Source organism: Nocardia sp. CA-129566 (genome assembly GCF_050956075.1).
In the GTDB taxonomy this organism is placed as follows: Bacteria; Actinomycetota; Actinomycetes; order Mycobacteriales; family Mycobacteriaceae; genus Nocardia.
Window position 1 is genome coordinate 6933059 of the sequence record NZ_CP192085.1, and the last position, 17921, is coordinate 6950979.

The following is a 17921-nucleotide window of genomic DNA, read 5'->3' on the forward strand; positions in this document are numbered from 1 at the left end:
GCACCGCCGACGCGAGCGAACTGGGCCGCTGGTCGACGATGATTCCCTTCTGAGCGAGTACGGCGCCGAGCGGCGCGGCGCGATCGAGAGCCGGACCGATGAACTCGCGGTGCATCCGTACGAAGCGATCGGCGAAGCCGGATGCGCGCGCCTGCCTACCCTCGCCGCGCCTTGGCCATCCGCGTAATGGCGGCCGATCCGGGATTCCCGGCCGTGCTGTCGGCGCGCTGCGGTAGACCTCGACGACTCAGTCGAGGCCGCGGGCGAAGTCGATCAGTGCGGCACTGACGTCGGCCGCGCGTTCCTGTTGAATCCAGTGTCCCGCCCCGTCCAGGACGATCGAGGCCCGCAGGTCGGATAGCACGGAGGTCATCTTGCTGGTCGGAGTGAACCGGATGACCGCGTCCTGCGATCCGGCGATGAACAGCGTCGGCTGGTGGATCTTCGCGTCGGCCAGGTGCGCGGCCAGCTCCCAGTTGCGGTCGAGGTTGCGGTAGTAGTTCAGCCCGCCGGTGAATCCGGTGGTCGTGAAAGTTTCGACGTAGTAGCCGAGTTCGGCCTCACTCAGCCAAGCCGGCGCGATCATCTCCGAACCGTTGCCGGTCAGCATATCCCTGGCGCTGACGACATCGTCCTGCAGCAAGGTGCGGCGCACGTCCGATGCGAGTGCCGCGTCGGCGATGCCAGGTTCCTGGAACCAGCACATGTAGAAGTCGTCGCCCAGCCGGGACCGCAGTATCGGCAGTGGTGGCGCCGCCGAGCGCGGCGTGGCCGGAACACTCAGCCCCGCGACGGCCCGCACTCGATCCGGATGCCGAACGGCCAGCTGCCAGACCACCGAGGCGCCCCAGTCATGGCCGACGAAGATCGCGTCCTCGATACCGGCATCGTCGAGCACACCGACGAGATCAGCGCACAGCGTGGCGATGTCGTAGTCCTCGATCCGGTCGGGGCGCGAGCTGCCGCCGTATCCGCGCATATCCGGGGTCAGGGTCCGGAATCCGGCCTCGGCGAGTGCGAAAACCTGGTGGCGCCAGGAGAATCCGAGTTCGGGAAAGCCATGGCAGAACACCACGGCGGGACCGTCGCCGTGGTCGACGACGCGCAACTCGATCCCATTCGTCGCGACCTGACGGCTGCCGAGCCGCAGCCATTCATTCACCAGATTGCTTGGGTCCATCTTCGAAGGTCACCTCATATATCACGGCACCAGACGCCCATCACCGTATTCAATTCTGACGTCAAGTTCAATATCGGTGGCAATGGGCGCGGTAGGCAGGGACGACCAGACCTGCTCGCGTCGTCGCGGCAGTGCGGCAAAGAGGGCCGATAGTGTGCGTGCACCACGCAGTACGGTGCCGTCGGGGCGAATGAGGACAGCACCACTGTGGGTTCGGCGCAGCCAGTGGTGCAGGTCGGTGCCCGGGTGGCTGACCACGAGGGCGGCGCCGCGCTGTTCGATGAGTGCGCGGTGCTGCGGGGACGGAGTTGTCGAGGTGATGATCGCGAAGCGGTCGGCGATGTGGTCGTCGAGTCGGCGGCCGTCCTCGAGGGTGGGGTTCGGGACCAACCTGCCCGCGGATGTGCGATACAGGCGGTCCGGTGCGATCAGTTCCGAGCGGTGCAGCCGTGGGGTTTCCCCGCTGGTGACCAGGCCGGTCAGGCCGGGAACGCGGTGCAGATGGGGTGCGAGCAGGCGGCGCAGGCGATTGCCGAATTCGCCGCCGTCCGTCATGGTCGTGCCCATCAGTTTGGCCAGGCGAATCATGGCTCGCGCATGGGGCTTTCGCTCGGACTCGTAGCTATCGAGCACGCTGTCGGATAGTTCCCCGCGCAGTACACCGGCGAGCTTCCAGGTGAGGTTGGCCGCATCACGCAGTCCGGCACCCATGCCCTGGCCGATGAACGGCGGGGTCAGATGCGCGGCATCACCCAGGATGAATATCCGCCGCTGCCGCCAGCGATCGGCGAGTTGGGCGCGGAAGGTGTATTCGGCTACCCGGACGAGTTCGAGGTCGTCGGCCGCGGTATCGGCGGTCCACGGCCGGATCAGCGGGTGCAGCCGTGCGATATCCGGATAGTCGGCGGCGGCTTCACCCGGCCGGAGCCGGAATTCCCAGCGGTAGCGGGTCTTTCCGATGCGCATGTAGGTGGCCGCGCGCACCGGATCGCAGACCTGGTGCACACCTTCCCACTGGTCGAGTTCGGCGGTGGTGGTGATATCGATGACGAGCCAGCGCTGTTCGAACTTCAGATCCCGCATATGCGCGCCGATGGCGGTGCGCACGAGGCTATTGGCGCCATCGCAGCCGAGCACGTACCGCGCCCGCACCGCCTCCACCGCGCCGGTGATCCGGTCGGTGAAATCCACTCGGACGCAATCGGCTTCCTCGACAAGGCGGATAACCTCGACATTGCCGCGGAGCCGGACCTGCGGATGCCGGACCAGGTTGGCGCGCAGAATCGCTTCCAGTTCCGGCTGATCGAAGAGATTCGCCTCCGGATAGCCGTTGCGCCCGCCCGCCGGGTCGCGATCGAATTGGGCGAGCACCCGCATCTTCCGGTCGACCAAGCGTAGGCCGAGAGCCGCTCTGGTGATGGCGTCGAAATCGGCACCGACCCCGAGCCGGGTGAGGATCCGGCGAATTTCGCCGTCGAGATGGACCGCCCGCGGCTGCGGGAAGACCCCTTCCCAGCGTTCCAGCACCAACGATTCGATGCCGTAGCCCGCCAGCAAGGTAGCCGCGGTGAGACCGGTCGGGCCCGCGCCGACGATGACGATCGGCACGACCTCGCCGTTCATGATTCCGCTCCGCACGACCCGACCGACGCCGACCGTCCAGCGTTCGCAATTCTCATTGACGCACAACAACTTTCGACGCGATCGCATAGCGACCGAGGATCTGCTCCACCGCCCGCGCATCCGCGGCGGCGTCCAGCTCGACGGTCGCCAGAACCGAACCATCGTCGACAACCGCGGCAATGCTGTGGACACCAGGAACCCCGTCCAGGGCATCGCGGAGTTCACGCCGGGTCGCATCGGCGCGCAACCCCAGTTTGTACGGTTTACCGACGTCGGTGACCGGCAGCGCATCCAGCACGACAACGGATTTCGGCGCGGCGGCCCGCTCGGGTACCTGTTCGCTGGCCCAGACCAATAGGTCGGCCTCGGTGGCGGTGGCATCGGGGACCAGGGTGACGTAGGCCGCGGGCACCTCGCCGGAGTGCACATCGGGGCGGCCGACCGCGCCCGCGGCGCTCACCTGGGGGTGTGCGAGCAGTGCGTCTTCGATGATCGCGGGATCGATATTGTGCCCGCCGCGGATGATCAGATCCTTGGCACGGCCCTGCAGGTGGATGAAGCCGTCGGCGTCGATGCGGGCCAGATCCCCGGTGTCGAGCCAGCCGTCGACCAGCTTCCCGAGCCCGTCCAGCACATGGTCGCCGTCGGCGCGGCCGATCACGTAGCCGGCGAAAACGGTTGGGCCGCTGATGGCCAGCACACCGGTCGCGCCGGAAGGCAGCTCGTCCCAGCCACCGTCTTCGCGGATGCGGACTACCTTGACGTGCTGGTAGGGCATGCGCTGCCCCACCGCACCCGGCCGCGGCCGATCGGGAAAGCTGCGCGCACTCGCGCATGTCGCTTCGGTCAGGCCGTAGCCCTCGACCAGGGTGACTCCGGTATGGGTTTGGAAGCTCGCCCGCACCGCCGACGGCAGCGGTGACGCACCGACCATCGCATAGCGCAGGCTGGAGATATCGGCATCGACCGGGCATTGGGCCAGTACCGCGTACACGGTGGGCACCGCGCTCATCGCGGCGATTCGATAGTGCTCGACGATCTTCCAGAACTCGCCGTACAGGGCGAAGTCGCGGTAGCCGAGCGGTCCGGCCCAGACCACCGACTGCCCCTTGAACAATGGCGCGAGCAGCGTGACGATCAGCGCGTTGACGTGGAACAGCGGCAGCGCCGCGAATACCACCCCGTCCTCGTCGATCAGCGAATTGGCTGCGATCATCCAGGCATTGGCGACCTCGCCCGCATGGGTGTGCGCGGCCAGCTTCGGTGTCCCGGTGGTACCGCCGGTGTGGAAAAGTGCCGCCAACTCCGTGGCCGTCGGCGGCTGTCCGGCGAAAGATGTCGAATCCTGTTGCGCCGCAAGCTCATCCAGATAGCCGATCCGAACCCCGTCGATCCGGGGCAGCGGGTCGGCGGCGGCCGATGCGGTCGGGCGCAGCACCAGCAGCGCGTCGACCAACCCGTCTTCCGCCAGTTCCCGCGCGGATTCCCAAGTGGCAGTGGCGAGTTCGGATCCGGCGGCGATCAGGATCCGCGCACCGGAGCGACGCAGCAGTTCGGCGATGTGCTTGCGGGACAGGCCGCCGTTGATCGGCGCCGCGACACCGGCCACTTGGGCGGCCAGCGTCGCCGGGATCAACTCGGCACAGTTGGGCGCGATCAGCGCGACCGCGCAACCGCGGCGAACACCGAGTTCGTGCAGCAGATTCGCATATCGGTGGACATCGGCGAGCAGCTGAGAGTAGGTGCACCGCACCGGTTCCCGCCATCGCGCCGCCTCGGGCAGCACCGTCAGCGCGATACGGTCCGGCCACCGACTCGCGGCCCGCGTCAGCAGGGCGTAGGTCGATTCCGGCAGGCCGCGCTCGGCCAGGGGTACGGATTCGATATCGGGCAGGTCGCCCGGCGACTCATAGCGTGGCCACAGCGGGTTTTCGGTCACCACCTGCTCGGTCATCGGGCGTACCGCACCACGGTGCGCTGGCGGCCCAGATCGATCGTGCTGTCATCGGTGCCGATCGCGGCCTCCACCACGTCACCCGCCCGCAGATACTTCGGATTCTTGGCCTGCCCCTCGAAGAACAGCTTCCATTTCACCGCCGCTGGCAGGAGGTTGGCGATGAACTGCACCGGCTTGGGCGGGGCGCTGATCGCCGTGCCGACCGGGGTTCCGGTGAGCAGCAGATCGCCCGCGTCCATGCGCTGGAATCGGGTCAGTTCCCGCAGGGTTTGCACCGGCCGGTAGATCATGTCCGCGACCGTCATATTCTGGCGCACTTGGCCATTGACCCACAGCCGCAGCCGCAAATCGGTGAACCGCTTCAGCTCGTCGGCCTCCAGCAGCACCAGCGCCGGACCGACCGGGGTGAACGTCGGATATGACTTCGCCTCGTAGAACTGGGTTTTCGGCAGCTGCAGATCACGCGCGGACACATCGTTGGTGACCACGAGTCCGGCGATGTAGTCGGCGAGGTTGTCGGCGCTGATCTCGGTGCCGACCGGCATCGCGCGGCCGAAGACGAGCCCGATCTCCACCTCGTAGTCCAGCAGCTTCACATGCGCGGGCCGCACCACGTCGTCGTATGGGCCACTGATCGATCCGGAGGCCTTCCGGAAGAAGGTCAGCGGCACGGTCTTCGGGTCCATGCCCGAGTCCGTCACGTGCGAGACGAAATTCGTCATCTGCGCCACCACCCGACACGGAGCGGTGACCGGCGAAATCAGCGAAAGGCTTTCGACGGCAACAAGTTCGGAGCTTGCGGCCGCGGCGGCGATCGCCTGACGGTCGGCCAGCAGCGCACCGGTCGTGGTCGCCGCGGTGTCGATGCGAGCGGCACCGCCCGGTGTCCGCACCCACCAGGCGTCGGCGGTGCGAAGGATGGAAACAGTCATGAATTGGCTACTTTCAGCAGGCCGCGCAGGCGGCGGATATCGAATTCGTTGTCCTCGCGCAGCGCGTCGACGATCGCGCGCAGCTCACGCACCGATTCCCGGCCGGGCGTGATGCCGAGGAAGTCCTTGGTGACCGGCGGCCCCCACTGGGAAAGTCCGGACGCGCTCATCGGCGCCCACCCCGGCTCGAGGGTGCAGTCGAACATGTCGCCGTCACTGAAATGCTCGACCATGAACCCATCCGGATCGCGCCAGTAGTCGAAGATCTGGCTGCCCTGGATATGGCGGCCGATCCCCCACGACCGGTGGTATCCGTGCTCGCGCAGATACTCGCCACCGGCGGCGAGCGCGTCCAGATCGGTCACCTGATAGGCCGAGTGGACATATCGGTTGGACGGGCCGAGCGTCAGCGCCAGGGTGTGGTGATCGGTCGGCACAGTGCCCTGATCACAGCGAATGAAGCTCATCACCGGCCCGCGCTCGCGCTGTCCCGCGTAGTAGAGGAAGTCGCTGACTATCAAACCGAGGTGCTCGAGATACCAGTCCAGCGTTTCCCGATATCTGGTCGTCTGCACGACGAGGTGTCCGAGCCGCTGCACCAGGGCGGGCTCGCGCGGCGGCCGCTGCGTGCCGTTCACCCGCTCCAGCTTGTGCCCGAAGTTGAAGATGTGCGGCTGTTGGGCGGGCAAGGCATCCAGTACCCGCGTCTCGGCGACAACCCGGACTCGCAGGCCGCTGGGGTCGGTCAGATCCACCACCAGTCCGCCCAGACTGTCGGTCAGCGGCAGCACCTTCGCACCGGCCGCTTCCGCCAAGCGCACCAGATCGGCGGCGTCAGCCGCCCGGAACGCCGGGCCGAGGAATCGCGAGCGGGTACCCCGGCGAATGCGCACGCAGGGCGACCCCGCATCGGTGCCGCGCAGCTGCAACTCCTCGGCAGTGCGCAGAGATGTCGTGAATCCGAATGCGCGAGCGAATATTTCGGCACCATCGAGGTCCGGCTTCTCGAACTCCAACCAGGCCAGATCGTGCACCTTGACGATCGGATTCCGCGCCCGCCCCGGATGTTCACCGGGCCGGGCGCCCTGCGCGCTGTGCAGACCCGCATGCGGGTCGTGCTGGTCGGTCATCGGACCCTCCCTTCTACTGACGATATCGTCACTCAAGAACATCACGTCAGTCAAGAGATTCTGAAGAATTCGTCAATACTGACCGGACGAGCTATGCTGGTCGTCCGCAGATCCGGGGAGAGAGATGGCCGATAAGACTCGCGAAGAACCCAACCGCTTGGAACGGCGCAAAGCGCGGACCCGCGCCGCGCTGGTCACCGCCGCGCAGTCGTTCATCGCGGCCGGGAAGCTGAACGCGCCGATCCTGGAGATCACCCAGGTGGCCGATGTCGGAATGGGTTCGTTCTACAACCACTTCCAGAGCCGGGAGGAGCTGTTCGGGGCCGCGGTCGAGGAGGCACTGGACCGGCACGGCGCCGCGCTGGATCTGTTGTGCGAGAACCTGGACGATCCCGCCCATGTCTTCGCGCAGAGCTTCCGACTCACCGGTCGGCTGCACCGCCGCAATCCCACGCTGTCCAAGGTGCTGCTCAGCAATGGACTGGCCTTGATCCGCTCGGACCGAGGCCTGGCCCCCCGGGCGAGTCGCGATATCGAGGCCGCGACCCGTGCCGGCCGATTCCAGGTTCAGGATGTGGAGTTGGCGATGACCATTGTCGCGGGCGCCGCCATCTGCCTCGGCCAGCTACTGCACGACCAGGCCGACCGCGACGATGCCGCGGCCACCGATCAGGTCGCCGAGGATCTGCTGCGCATGTTCGGCCTACCGGCCGCCGAGGCCCACGAGATCTGCCAGCGCCCCTTGCCACCCCTCGACGCACTCTCGCAGAACGACACCGCCGCCTGACAACTGACTCGCAATCGCCACTGATTCTTTCCTCAGATACGATTCCGGTAACGAATGTGAGCGGAAAGAGGGAGCCGATGGCCGAGCCCGTAGCGCGCAACCGCATCGATCGCCGCCGCGAGCGCACCCGCAACGCGCTGCTCGGCGCGGCACGAAAGTTCTTGTCGGAGGGGCGTTCCGCGGTGAGCATTCAGGAGATCACCGACGCCGCCGATGTGGGATTCGGCTCCTTCTACAACCACTTCAGCTCGAAAGACGAGCTGTTCGACGAGGCCGTGCGCTCGGTGCTACAGGTCTACAGCGAGATGCGCGACGATATCGTGGCGCTCTACGACGATCCGGCCGAGGTATTCGCGGTGAGCTTCCGGATGACCGGTCGCCTACAGCGACAGATTCCCGAAGGCGTTCGGGTGATCCTGAATTCGGGCACCTCGGTGCTGCTGCGCGATGAGGGGCTGGCCCCGCGCGCCCGCCGCGACATCATCGCCGCCCAAGAGGCGGGCCGGTTCGATCCGATGGATCCGGATATGGCGATCATGGCCGCGGGCGGGGCACTGCTGGGACTGCTGCAACTGCTGGACGCCCAGCCCGAGGCCGACGCGGGCGCACTGACCGACGAGATGACCTTCCACGTGCTGCGCATGTTCGGCATGAACAAGCGCGCGGCGGAGAAGCTGACCACCAAAGCGCTTCCGCCACAACCACAGCTTTGACCACGCGGGCCGATTCGATACCGAAAGCGGCCCGCCATATCTACCGCAACCACCCCGAGATCAGCGGTCCCGCTTGTGGTTTCAGGTCACCCATGGACCGCGGGCAGCGGTGCGACGGCGATCTGCCCGGCCTCCTCGCGCGGCACCCCCAGTGCACACAGGACGAGTTCGGCGGCGCTGGTTCCCGCCTCGCGCCAGCCCTGGTGTCCCTCGAGCACCATCCACATCGCGCTGATCACGGTCCCCATGAGCATGGACGCGATGGCGAGCTCCATGTCCGCACCGACGGTGTAGCGGCCCGCCGCCATGCCGGCCGCCACATCCCGCATCGGCGGCCCGCTCAACATCTCCCGCAATGACTCGTCGGTCATCCCGAATCGGACCAGGAACAGGCCCATCGCCGGGTTGTCGTGGGCCCGGCGCACCAGCATGCGGATACCGGTGGCCAGCCGCAGCGGCGGATCGAGCTCGCCATGGGCATCCATGACGCGGGCGTTGCTGTCGTGGATCTCGAAGGCGAGTTGCGCCCGCACCTGGTCGAACAGCTGATCGATGGATTCGACATTGCGATAGAGCGTCCCGCGCGCCACGCCCGCCTCGTTGGCAAGCTCGCTCATGGTCAATTCCGCGCTGCCCCGCTCCGCGAAGAGCCGGATCGCGGCCGCGTTGATCCGCTGCTCGGTCGCACTCATCGACATCCCCTTTCTGATTCACCAAAACCGTAAGCGAGTGTTCATAGCGAGTCAATCGCGCGCCATATGGAACATTATTGACATCTATTGAACAGCTATGTTCAATATGAAGTCGACGGCGGCGGAAAGGACGACGAAATGAGCAGGTCGACATCGGAGCGCAACGCGGCGCCCGAGACGACATCGGTGCTGGTGATCGGTGCGGGACCGGTCGGATTGACGCTGGCCCTCGAGCTGGACCGCCACGGAGTCGACACGCTGGTCGTCGAGCGCAACGCCACCACGACTCAGCATCCGAAGATGGACATCACCAATGGCCGCAGCATGGAGCTGTATCGCCGACTCGATATCGCCGACGAACTGCGCAAGGTCGCCATCCCCGCCGATCACCCGATGAAGGTGACCTGGGCGACCAATGCGGCCGGCTGGGAGCTGGCCTCCTTCGAATACCCCAGCGTCGCCGAGGCCTATGAGCAGATCCACCGACGCAATGACGGGACCCTGCCGCTGGAACCGGCCATGCGGGTATCCCAGGTGATTCTCGAACCCGCCCTGCGGGACGCACTCGCGGCCCGATCCGAGTACGTGCGGGTCGATTACGAATGGGCGCTGGACAGTTTCACCGAGGATGCCCACGGTGTGACGGCCGAGCTGGTATCCGGGGCGAGCGGACAACGCCGCACTATCCGCGCTCAGTACCTCGTCGGTTGCGACGGCGCGGCCAGCCGCACCCGCCGACAGCTCGGTATCGGGCTCGACGACATCGATCTGCGCCGACTGTTCATCAAGGAACTCGGCGTCGTGCGGACCGTGATGTCGGTTGCCCGGTCCTTTCTGGCGACCGGCCAGCGGCCCATGGACGGGCGGTTCTACCTGGCGCACTTCCGCACCGGCGATACCGAGATCCACCGCCGATTCGGCACCGTGTGGCATCTGCAGTCGCCCGAGGGATGGACCGTTATCTCACAGAACGACGGCGATACCTGGACTATGCACGCACCGCTCGGTATCGGCGAAGACGCCGACAAGATCGACCCGCGCGAATTCGTCTACCAGCGGCTCGGCCACCGGTTCGAGATGGATGTGCTGGTCGCCAATGCCTGGACGCCCCGACTCGCCGTCGCGGACTCGTTCGGCCGCGGCCGGGTCTGGCTCGCCGGTGACGCCGTCCATCAGGTGCCGCCGACCGGCGGCTACGGCATGAACACCGGAGTCGGTGACGCGGTCGGGCTCGGCTGGGTGCTGGCCGCGCTGCTCGACGGCTGGGGGACGCCGGGACTGCTGCGGGCCTATGAACAGGAGCGGCGGGCGGTGGCACTGCGCAACCGGACGGCCGCCGGTCGGCACAGCCTCGTCCGGGGAGCCGTCATGGCCGCCTCCCGCGCCACCATGCACAGCGAACGCTGGTTCGGCGCCCGCGTCCGGCGACGGCTCGGCCGAGAGATCAGCGATCTGGGAAATCTGGAAAACGAAGCCCTCGGGATCGAACTCGGCTACCGCTACGACACCTCCCCCGTGGTGTGCCACGAATCCGGCGCGCAGGCCCCGCCGCAGCGGTTGGACGCATACACGCCGAGCACCTGGCCGGGAGCGCGACCACCAAGTGTGCGGCTCGCGGACGGCGATGCCCTCTTCGACCTCTTCGGCCGCGGATTCACCCTGGTGCGGTTCGACGACCACGACGTCACCGGGCTGCTGGACGCCGCGGCCGAGCGGGGCGTGCCGGTCGAAGTCGTCGATGTCCGCGACCCCCATGCCCGCGCCCTCTACCAGCGCGACCTCGTCCTCATCCGGCCCGACCAGCACGTCGTCTGGCGCGGCGACACCGCCCCCGAGCACCCGCTGCACGTCATCGACCGCATCCGCGGCGCACAACCCGCAACCTAGGAAACAGCCATGAACGCCGTCCTCTGGATCCTCCAGGCCCTGCTCGCCGCGATCTTCGCCGCCGCGGGACTGTTCAAGCTCACCCGCCCCATCGATGTGCTCGCCGACAAGCTCGGGGACTGGGTGCACGACTTTCCGCCACCCGCCATCCGCCTGATCGGCGCTGTCGAAGTCGCCGGGGCGGTCGGCCTGATCGCACCGGGCGCGCTCGATATCGTCCCGGCGCTCACCGCCGTGGCGGCGGCCGGACTGATCCTCGCCATGATCGGCGCCATCGTCGTGCACCTGCGACGTCGCGAATTTCCAGCGACCGGCGTGAACGTCGTCCTGCTCGTGCTGGCCGCCGTGGTCGTCTGGGGACGCATCGGCCCCTATGCCTTCTGACGGCGCGCGAATTTGAGCCGCCGCCAGGCTCGACCTACGCTGTTCGCATAACAACCATTTGTACGCATTGCGCACAGGAGGAATTTATGCGGGCGGCATCATGAGCGGCGCTTTTCTCTACGACGGCATTCGCACCCCATTCGGCCGATACGGCGGGGCACTGAGCGGCACCCGACCCGATGACCTCGCCGCATCCCTGCTGCGCGCGCTCGCCGACCGCACCGACCTGGACCCCACGACGGTCGACGAGATCATCTTCGGGGCCGCGAACCAGGCGGGCGAGGATAATCGGAATGTGGCACGCATGGCGGCGCTGCTGGCCGATTGGCCCACCTCGGTGCCCGGCACGACCGTGAACCGGCTGTGCGGGTCGAGCATGGACGCCGCGATGCAGGCCGCCCGGATGATCGAAACCGGTGATGCGGCAACGGTTGTCGTCGGTGGCGTCGAATCCATGAGCCGCGCGCCCATGGTCATGCCGAAGCCGGGAAGGGCATTTCCCGTCGGCAACGAAACGCTGCACTCCACCACCTTGGGCTGGCGGCTGGTGAATCCGGCGATGCCCGCGCAGTGGACGGTGTCCTTGGGTGAGAGCACCGAAATCCTCGCCGGCCGTTACGGCATCGAGCGCGCCGCGCAGGACGAATTCGCCGCCCGCAGCCATCGGCTCACCGCGAAGGCGTGGGACAGCGGGTTCTACGACGATCATGTCGTCGCCGTCCCCGGCACCGAACTCACCCGCGACGAATCGCTGCGGGCGCAGACCTCGGTCGAGGCACTGGCCGGGCTGAAGCCGTCGTTCCGTCCGGACGGCACCGTCACCGCCGGAAACGCCTCACCATTGAACGACGGCGCCTCGGCGCTGCTGCTCGGCGAGGAAGCCATGGCCGATCGGCTCGGCCGCGCGCCGCTGGCCCGGATCGCGGGACGCGGTGCGGCCGGGGTGGATCCGGACGTCTTCGGCATCGGACCGGTCGAGGCCGCGCGAATCGCGTTGCGGCGGGCCGGAATCGGCTGGGGCGATCTCGGCGTGGTCGAGTTGAACGAGGCCTTCGCCGCGCAATCGCTTGCCTGCCTTGCCGACTGGCCGGACCTGGATCCCGACATTGTCAATGTCAACGGCGGCGCGATCGCGATCGGCCACCCGCTCGGTGCGTCGGGTGGCCGCGTCATCAACCAGCTCGCCCGCGAAATGCGGCGCGGCGGCAGTCGGTGGGGACTCGCCGCATTGTGTATCGGCGTCGGCCAAGGGCTGGCGGTTGTTCTGGAGGCGACCTCATGAATCTCCGGCCAGCGCCGAGGTGCGGGAGGCGATCAACGATCTGATTCTCACTGACCGAAGGAGAAGGTCATGAACGACAGAGCCGAGAACGGCATGGCGGTCCGGCGCGAAGTGCTCGGCGACGCTCACGTCGATCGCGCGATTGCCAGGACCACCGAATTCAGCAGGCCGTTCCAGGATTACATCACCGAGGCGGTGTGGGGTTCGATCTGGACCCGCGAGGGCCTGGACCGGCGCACTCGCAGCTGCGTTACCCTTGCGGTGCTCACCGCCCTCGGGCGGCACGAGGAGATCGCGATGCATGTCCGCGCCGCGATCACCAACGGTCTCACCGCCACCGAGATCGCCGAGGTACTGCTGCACACCGGCGCCTACGCGGGTGTGCCGGCCGCCAATGCCGCATTCGCGATCGCCCAGCAGGTACTCGCCGAACTCGGGGACGACACCGCGCTGTAGCACCCTGTCGAGGAGGACGACGATGACGACCGGCGGTACCGATGGCGACGGCCAGCGCGGCACCCATTACGTCCAATCGCTCGAACGCGGCCTCGCGGTCATCAAGGCATTCGATGCCGAGAACCCGCAGCTGACGCTCTCCGATGTCGCGCGCCGGACCGGACTCACCCGCGCCGCCGCCCGCCGGTTCCTGTTGACGCTCACCGATCTCGGCTATGTCCGCACCGACGGCAAACGCTTCTCGCTCACCGCCAAGGTGCTCGAACTCGGCTATTCCTATCTGTCCAGCATGACCCTGCCCGAGGTGGCGCAGCCGCACCTCGAACAGCTCTGCGCCGACGTCCACGAATCCAGCTCGATATCGGTGCTCGACGGTCCCGATATCGTCTACGTCGCCCGGGTCGCAGCGTCCAGGATCATGACCGTCAGCATCAATGTCGGCACGCGCTTCCCCGCCCACGCCACCTCCATGGGCCATGTGCTGCTGGCCGGACTTCCCACGGCCGAACTCGATGCGTATCTGGCACACACTCCGCTGACCCGGCTGACCGCGAACACCATCACCGACCCGAACATCCTGCGGACTACCTTGGAAAAGGTTCGCGCACAGGGCTATTCCATCGTCGACCAGGAGTTGGAGGAAGGTCTGCGTTCGCTCGCGGCCCCCGTGCGCGACCGCACCGGAGTGATCGCGGCAATCAACATTTCGACCCACGCCTCCCGCCGCAGCATCGAATCCATTCGGGCCGAACTGATTCCGCGCCTCCAGACCGCCGCCCAACGCATCGAACAGGACCTCACCGCCGCCGAACCGATCGCACGCCTGGGCTGACCGCACGCCGATGGTCACTCCGAACCACTCGACCGCGGCGCGCTTCAGCGCGGGTGGGCAGGGCGCGTCCGCTGAGCGAGCTTCGGTGGTGATCCACGTCACTGGCTGATGCTGTCAGGAATTCGTGGGCTGTCTCGTTCAGGGAGCACGCGAACCAGACAGGAGCGAACCATGCAGCACCGCATCGTCGTCCTCGGGGCCGGATACGCCGGAGCCTTCTCCGCCGGATACCTGGCCCGCCAACTCCACCGCGACGACTTCGAGATCACCGTCGTCAACGCCGAACCCGATTTCGTCGAGCGGCTGCGCCTGCATCAGCTCGCCGCCGGGCACGATCTGCGCCACCGGCCGCTGGCCGAGGTGTTCGCGGGCACCGGCATCCGGCTACGACTGGCGCAGGTAACCAACGTCGACCCCGAGCACCGGACCGTCACAGTCGCGGACGGCGAGGGCATCGACCGGCTCGAATACGACACCCTGCTTTACGCGCTCGGCAGCACCGCCGCCGACCACGGCGTCGCGGGCGTCGACGAGCACGCCTTCCACGTGGCCGGACGGCCGTTCGCGCTGCGCCTGCGCGCACGCTTGGACGAGCTGGGCGAGAAAGGGAAGGTGCTGGTAGTCGGCGGCAACCTGACCGCGATCGAGACCGCCACCGAGATCGCCGAAGCCCGTCCGGGACTTCGGGTCAGCCTCGCCACCAGCGGCGAACTGGGCGGCTGGCTGGGCACGAAGGCCCGCCGACACCTGCTGCGCGCCTTCGACCGGTTCGGTATCACGGTCCATGAGTACACCACCATCGAGCGCGTCGAGGAGGCGGCGGCGGTCGCTGCCGACGGCACCGCTTTCGCATCCGACGCGACCGTGTGGACCGCCGGCTTCGCCGTCCACCCGATTGCCGCCGCCAGCGGCCTCGAGGTGGTACCCAACGGCCAGATCATGGTCGACCGTCAGATGCGGTCGGTCTCGCACCCGGATGTCTACGCTGCCGGTGACAGCGCCTTCGTCATCGGCGACAACGGTCGGCCGATGCCGATGTCCTGCGCTTCCGCGGGATATACCGGCATACAGGCGACGGCCGCGATCATCGGGGACCTGACCGGGCGCAAGATCAAGGCGACCGCACTGACGTATTTCGGCAACCACATCAGCCTCGGACGCAAGGACGGCATCTTCCAGCTGGTCGACGATGACGCTCACTCGAAGTCCGGGGCCCTCTGCGGCCGGTCGGCGGCGCGAGTCAAGTCGGCCATCGTGGCCACCAGCGGCTGGGCCGTCAGCCGCCCGACCTTCGGAAGGCCGAGTCACAAGTACCGCTCGGCCACTACCCGGGAGCACTCGCCCGACATGGTCGGCGCATAGGGTCGTGCTCATGGACACCGCCACCGTGGCGCGGTTCGAGGCCAGCCGGAATCGGCTGGCCTCGCTCGCCTACCGTCTGCTCGGCTCGGCCGCCGACGCCGAGGACACGGTGCAGGACGCGTTCCTGCGGTGGCAGGCCGCCGACCGGGAGTACGTCGAGGTGCCCGAGGCATGGCTGACCAAGATCGTCACCAACCTGGCGCTCGACCGGCTCCGTTCGGCGAAGGTGCGACGCGAACGCGCGGTCGGCGCCTGGATGCCCGAACCGCTTCTCGACGGCGACCCGATGCTGGGCCCGGCCGACACCGTCGAGCAGCGCGAATCGGTGACCCTGGCGGTGCTGACGCTCATGGAGCGTCTGTCGCCGGTCGAACGGGCCGTTTACGTGCTGCGCGAGGCCTTCGCCTACAGCCACGCCGAGATAGCCGAGATCCTCGGCATCACCGAGTCCGGGAGTCAGCAACACGCCCACCGAGCCCGGCGTCGAATCGCCGCCGCTGGCAACGGCACTGACATCGACCATTCCTCCGCGCGTCGAATCGTCGAGGCGTTCGTCGCTGCCGCCTCGTCGGGCCGGACCGAACGGCTGGTTGCACTGCTGACCGACGACGCGACCGGCATCTCCGACAGCGCCGGGCTGGGCCTGGCCGAGAAGCTGATCCGGTACTCGACCCCGGAGCGGATCGCCAGCGCGGTGCGGGTCGGCTTCAAGTCGTCTCCGGCCAAGCGGAGACTCGCCGGTGGCTCGCCGACGATCCATGCCGTCGTCGTCAACGGCTGTCCGGCCATGCTCGCCACGCTCGACGACCGGGTCGTCGGCGTGGTGATCCTGGAGATCCGTGACGACAAGATCGCAGGCGTACGCGGCATCGCCGCCCCGGACCGACTCGGTCGCCTCACCGAGGAATGGCGGCGGCACGAACATAATGTCCCACTGATCGAATCGTGGTAACCGGCCGTCCGACACTCGATCTCACGTTCGTCCGTCGAACCATTCGGCGAAAACCGCGGCATGACCACGAATCCTGAAGCTGTCAGGAAGGGCAGAGTACGGTGCGCATCCACGGCGTTCGGGGTCTGCACTCGAATCCGCTTGCCACACAACCGGTGCCGTGGCATCGCCCACGCAGCGGAGTCTGCCACCAGCATCGCCGTTTGGAACCACTTACGTCGCGCGCGTCAACATACGAGCTGCGGCATGCCCGGACCGGGATGGATCAGCCCTTCAGCCGGAACGCGGACTTCGCCGCAGGTGGGGCTACTGATGTCCGACAGACAGCCACCGCATACGACGTCGGGCGGGACGCGAGGACATTCGTCGTGATGCCGTGGTGCGCGCGGAAGTGGCTATAGCGGGATCGCGCCCGCGCGTGTTACCGTCGATCCACAACATTCAACCGATTGGTTGAATATAGCTCTCAACACGCGAAAGCAGGAGAAAACGATGACTGGCGAAAGCTTCAGCACGACGATTTCGGTGGACCGGACACCGGAGCAGGTCTTCAATGCCGTGACCGATGTCCGCGGCTGGTGGTCGCGGGCGGTCGAAGGCGGTACCGAACGGTTCGGCGACGAGTTCATCTTCACCGTCCCCGGCGTCCACCGCAGCGAGATGCGGTTGATCGAGGTCGTGCCGAATGAGAAGGTCGTCTGGCTCGCCGTCGACAACCGCCTCGAATTCGTCGAGGACAAGACCGAATGGAACGGCACCGAGATCCACTTCGACATCTCCGACAAGGACGGCAAGACCGAACTCCGCTTCACCCATATCGGTCTGGTCCCGGAATTCGAATGCTTCGACGCCTGCTCGACCGGCTGGAGCTTCTACATCAATGAAAGCCTGCGCGATCTGATCACCACCGGTACCGGCCAGCCGAGCGAGTTCCCCGTTGAGGCGGCCTTGCGTCGGGCGCAATAGGCCGTTCTCGACGGATGCGAGCGGATCAGTATCCGGCAGGTTCGAGCGCCGCGGGCCGCAGCGCGGGCGGATTCCGGATCGGAATGCCCGCGCTCCGGAGAGCGCGGGCATCTCGGCGATCAGCGATGCTGATCAGCCGACATCGCGGCGCAGCCAAGTGACCTCCGCACCGGATTCGGTTCCGTAGCGGTAGATTTCGAGATCTTCGTCCCAGGCGGTGCCAAGGGCTCGGTCGAGTTCGGTAGCCAGGTCGTAGCCGGTGTAGTTGCCGAGTTCGCGGTTGGCTTGCAGCATGGCGCGCAGGCGCATTTCGCCGATGGTCACATCGCCGTTGGCCGAGGTGGAACCGTGCCAGAGGCCGAGCGTGGGGACGAAGCTGTAGCGTTCGCCGTCCACACCGTCACTGGGGTCCTCGGTGACCTCGAAGCGCAGCACATTCCAGGACCGCAAGGATTGGGCAATTCGCGATGCGGTACCCACCGGGCCGATCCAGTCGGTGGTCGCACGGAGCTGGCCGTCGGCGGGCTGGGCGGTCCAGCGCAGTTTCGCGGGTGAGCCCAGTGCCGAGGTGAGTGCCCATTCGATATGCGGGCACAGCGCGGCTGGCGATGAGTGGATATAGACCACACCCGCCGTCGCGTCCGCGAACTGACCCGATGCGCGCACGTCTGACACCTCCAGCTTCGACGAGGAACGTCTTCCCCAACGACCCGTCGAACCTGGCGTTGCCTGAGTGTACTGGAGTGTCCCGAGTTACACGTGTTACTTCGGAGGCGTATCCGATCT

At 67.0% G+C, this 17921-nt stretch carries 17 protein-coding genes and 1 pseudogene; 11 read left to right on the forward strand and 7 right to left on the reverse strand.

The window, feature by feature from the left end:
- Positions 1-25 precede the first annotated feature (25 nt).
- A pseudogene (locus ACQP0C_RS30530) lies at positions 26-187 on the forward strand (helix-turn-helix domain-containing protein); the annotation flags it as partial.
- A gap of 60 nt (positions 188-247) precedes the next feature.
- Here ACQP0C_RS30530 and ACQP0C_RS30535 read toward each other — a convergent pair.
- From ACQP0C_RS30535 to ACQP0C_RS30555, 5 genes are read right to left on the reverse strand one after another with little or no spacing between them, the layout of a single operon-like run.
- Positions 248-1180, reverse strand: coding sequence for an alpha/beta fold hydrolase (locus tag ACQP0C_RS30535; RefSeq protein WP_433725495.1), 933 nt, complete (start codon positions 1178-1180; stop codon positions 248-250).
- 21 nt (positions 1181-1201) lie between these two features.
- Positions 1202-2803: a bifunctional 3-(3-hydroxy-phenyl)propionate/3-hydroxycinnamic acid hydroxylase gene (locus tag ACQP0C_RS30540; RefSeq protein ID WP_433725497.1), complete on the reverse strand. Its 1602-nt coding sequence runs from the start codon at positions 2801-2803 to the stop codon at positions 1202-1204.
- Between the two features lie 52 nt (positions 2804-2855).
- Positions 2856-4757, reverse strand: coding sequence for an acyl-CoA synthetase (locus ACQP0C_RS30545; RefSeq protein WP_433725499.1), 1902 nt, complete (start codon positions 4755-4757; stop codon positions 2856-2858).
- Entirely contained in the window at positions 4754-5692 is a 939-nt protein-coding gene (locus ACQP0C_RS30550; protein ID WP_433725501.1) for a fumarylacetoacetate hydrolase family protein, read from the reverse strand. Before ACQP0C_RS30550 ends, ACQP0C_RS30545 begins: the two co-directional genes overlap by 4 nt.
- Positions 5689-6822 (reverse strand): VOC family protein, encoded by a 1134-nt coding sequence (locus ACQP0C_RS30555; protein WP_433725503.1) that lies wholly within the window; start codon positions 6820-6822, stop codon positions 5689-5691. Before ACQP0C_RS30555 ends, ACQP0C_RS30550 begins: the two co-directional genes overlap by 4 nt.
- A gap of 124 nt (positions 6823-6946) precedes the next feature.
- On the opposite strand from ACQP0C_RS30555, the gene ACQP0C_RS30560 reads away from it, so the two are divergent.
- A complete protein-coding gene (locus ACQP0C_RS30560) occupies positions 6947-7609 on the forward strand; it encodes a TetR/AcrR family transcriptional regulator (RefSeq protein WP_433725505.1) in 663 nt (220 codons plus the stop codon).
- A gap of 77 nt (positions 7610-7686) precedes the next feature.
- Positions 7687-8322, forward strand: a complete 636-nt coding sequence (locus tag ACQP0C_RS30565; protein WP_433725507.1) for a TetR/AcrR family transcriptional regulator — start codon at positions 7687-7689, stop codon at positions 8320-8322.
- Positions 8323-8408: 86 nt separating this feature from the next.
- On the opposite strand, the gene ACQP0C_RS30570 is transcribed toward ACQP0C_RS30565, so the two are convergent.
- Complete coding sequence (locus ACQP0C_RS30570; RefSeq protein ID WP_433725509.1) at positions 8409-9014, reverse strand: TetR/AcrR family transcriptional regulator; 606 nt, start codon at positions 9012-9014, stop codon at positions 8409-8411.
- Positions 9015-9152: 138 nt separating this feature from the next.
- Here ACQP0C_RS30570 and ACQP0C_RS30575 point away from each other — a divergent pair, with 138 nt between their 5' ends.
- The 8 genes from ACQP0C_RS30575 (at position 9153) to ACQP0C_RS30610 (ending at position 17135) form a co-directional block, all read left to right on the forward strand.
- The gene (locus ACQP0C_RS30575) at positions 9153-10901 is read left to right on the forward strand and encodes an FAD-dependent monooxygenase (protein ID WP_433725511.1); all 1749 of its coding nucleotides are present in this window, start codon (positions 9153-9155) and stop codon (positions 10899-10901) included.
- Positions 10902-10910: 9 nt separating this feature from the next.
- Positions 10911-11285 carry a DoxX family protein gene (locus tag ACQP0C_RS30580; protein WP_433725513.1) on the forward strand — a complete coding sequence of 125 codons (375 nt, stop codon included), beginning with the start codon at positions 10911-10913 and terminating at the stop codon, positions 11283-11285.
- A gap of 100 nt (positions 11286-11385) precedes the next feature.
- Positions 11386-12567 carry a thiolase family protein gene (locus tag ACQP0C_RS30585; protein WP_433725515.1) on the forward strand — a complete coding sequence of 394 codons (1182 nt, stop codon included), beginning with the start codon at positions 11386-11388 and terminating at the stop codon, positions 12565-12567.
- A gap of 69 nt (positions 12568-12636) precedes the next feature.
- Complete coding sequence (pcaC, locus tag ACQP0C_RS30590) at positions 12637-13023, forward strand: 4-carboxymuconolactone decarboxylase (RefSeq protein WP_433725517.1); 387 nt, start codon at positions 12637-12639, stop codon at positions 13021-13023.
- A 22-nt stretch (positions 13024-13045) separates the two neighbouring features.
- Entirely contained in the window at positions 13046-13855 is an 810-nt protein-coding gene (locus ACQP0C_RS30595; RefSeq protein WP_433725519.1) for an IclR family transcriptional regulator, read from the forward strand.
- A gap of 171 nt (positions 13856-14026) precedes the next feature.
- Positions 14027-15217 (forward strand): NAD(P)/FAD-dependent oxidoreductase, encoded by a 1191-nt coding sequence (locus ACQP0C_RS30600; RefSeq protein ID WP_433725521.1) that lies wholly within the window; start codon positions 14027-14029, stop codon positions 15215-15217.
- Between the two features lie 10 nt (positions 15218-15227).
- On the forward strand, positions 15228-16169 hold the full coding sequence (locus ACQP0C_RS30605; RefSeq protein WP_433725523.1) for a sigma-70 family RNA polymerase sigma factor: 942 nt from the start codon (positions 15228-15230) through the stop codon (positions 16167-16169).
- 492 nt (positions 16170-16661) lie between these two features.
- Positions 16662-17135: an SRPBCC family protein gene (locus ACQP0C_RS30610; protein ID WP_433725525.1), complete on the forward strand. Its 474-nt coding sequence runs from the start codon at positions 16662-16664 to the stop codon at positions 17133-17135.
- Positions 17136-17267: 132 nt separating this feature from the next.
- Here the strand turns inward: ACQP0C_RS30610 and ACQP0C_RS30615 are convergent, their stop codons facing one another.
- On the reverse strand, positions 17268-17801 hold the full coding sequence (locus ACQP0C_RS30615) for a DUF3145 domain-containing protein (protein WP_433725527.1): 534 nt from the start codon (positions 17799-17801) through the stop codon (positions 17268-17270).
- Positions 17802-17921: the final 120 nt, after the last annotated feature.

Bases quoted from the DNA above. Each gene is read 5' to 3' on its own strand.
- ACQP0C_RS30605 (WP_433725523.1), top strand. From the start codon at position 15,228: ATGGACACCGCCACCGTGGCGCGGTTCGAGGCCAGCCGGAATCGGCTG.
- ACQP0C_RS30545 (WP_433725499.1), bottom strand. From the start codon at position 4,757: ATGACCGAGCAGGTGGTGACCGAAAACCCGCTGTGGCCACGCTATGAG.
- ACQP0C_RS30565 (WP_433725507.1), top strand. From the start codon at position 7,687: ATGGCCGAGCCCGTAGCGCGCAACCGCATCGATCGCCGCCGCGAGCGC.
- ACQP0C_RS30540 (WP_433725497.1), bottom strand. From the start codon at position 2,803: ATGAACGGCGAGGTCGTGCCGATCGTCATCGTCGGCGCGGGCCCGACC.
- ACQP0C_RS30600 (WP_433725521.1), top strand. From the start codon at position 14,027: ATGCAGCACCGCATCGTCGTCCTCGGGGCCGGATACGCCGGAGCCTTC.
- ACQP0C_RS30550 (WP_433725501.1), bottom strand. From the start codon at position 5,692: ATGACTGTTTCCATCCTTCGCACCGCCGACGCCTGGTGGGTGCGGACA.
- ACQP0C_RS30535 (WP_433725495.1), bottom strand. From the start codon at position 1,180: ATGGACCCAAGCAATCTGGTGAATGAATGGCTGCGGCTCGGCAGCCGT.
- pcaC (WP_433725517.1), top strand. From the start codon at position 12,637: ATGAACGACAGAGCCGAGAACGGCATGGCGGTCCGGCGCGAAGTGCTC.
- ACQP0C_RS30570 (WP_433725509.1), bottom strand. From the start codon at position 9,014: ATGAGTGCGACCGAGCAGCGGATCAACGCGGCCGCGATCCGGCTCTTC.
- ACQP0C_RS30585 (WP_433725515.1), top strand. From the start codon at position 11,386: ATGAGCGGCGCTTTTCTCTACGACGGCATTCGCACCCCATTCGGCCGA.
- ACQP0C_RS30555 (WP_433725503.1), bottom strand. From the start codon at position 6,822: ATGACCGACCAGCACGACCCGCATGCGGGTCTGCACAGCGCGCAGGGC.
- ACQP0C_RS30610 (WP_433725525.1), top strand. From the start codon at position 16,662: ATGACTGGCGAAAGCTTCAGCACGACGATTTCGGTGGACCGGACACCG.
- ACQP0C_RS30560 (WP_433725505.1), top strand. From the start codon at position 6,947: ATGGCCGATAAGACTCGCGAAGAACCCAACCGCTTGGAACGGCGCAAA.
- ACQP0C_RS30580 (WP_433725513.1), top strand. From the start codon at position 10,911: ATGAACGCCGTCCTCTGGATCCTCCAGGCCCTGCTCGCCGCGATCTTC.
- ACQP0C_RS30575 (WP_433725511.1), top strand. From the start codon at position 9,153: ATGAGCAGGTCGACATCGGAGCGCAACGCGGCGCCCGAGACGACATCG.
- ACQP0C_RS30595 (WP_433725519.1), top strand. From the start codon at position 13,046: ATGACGACCGGCGGTACCGATGGCGACGGCCAGCGCGGCACCCATTAC.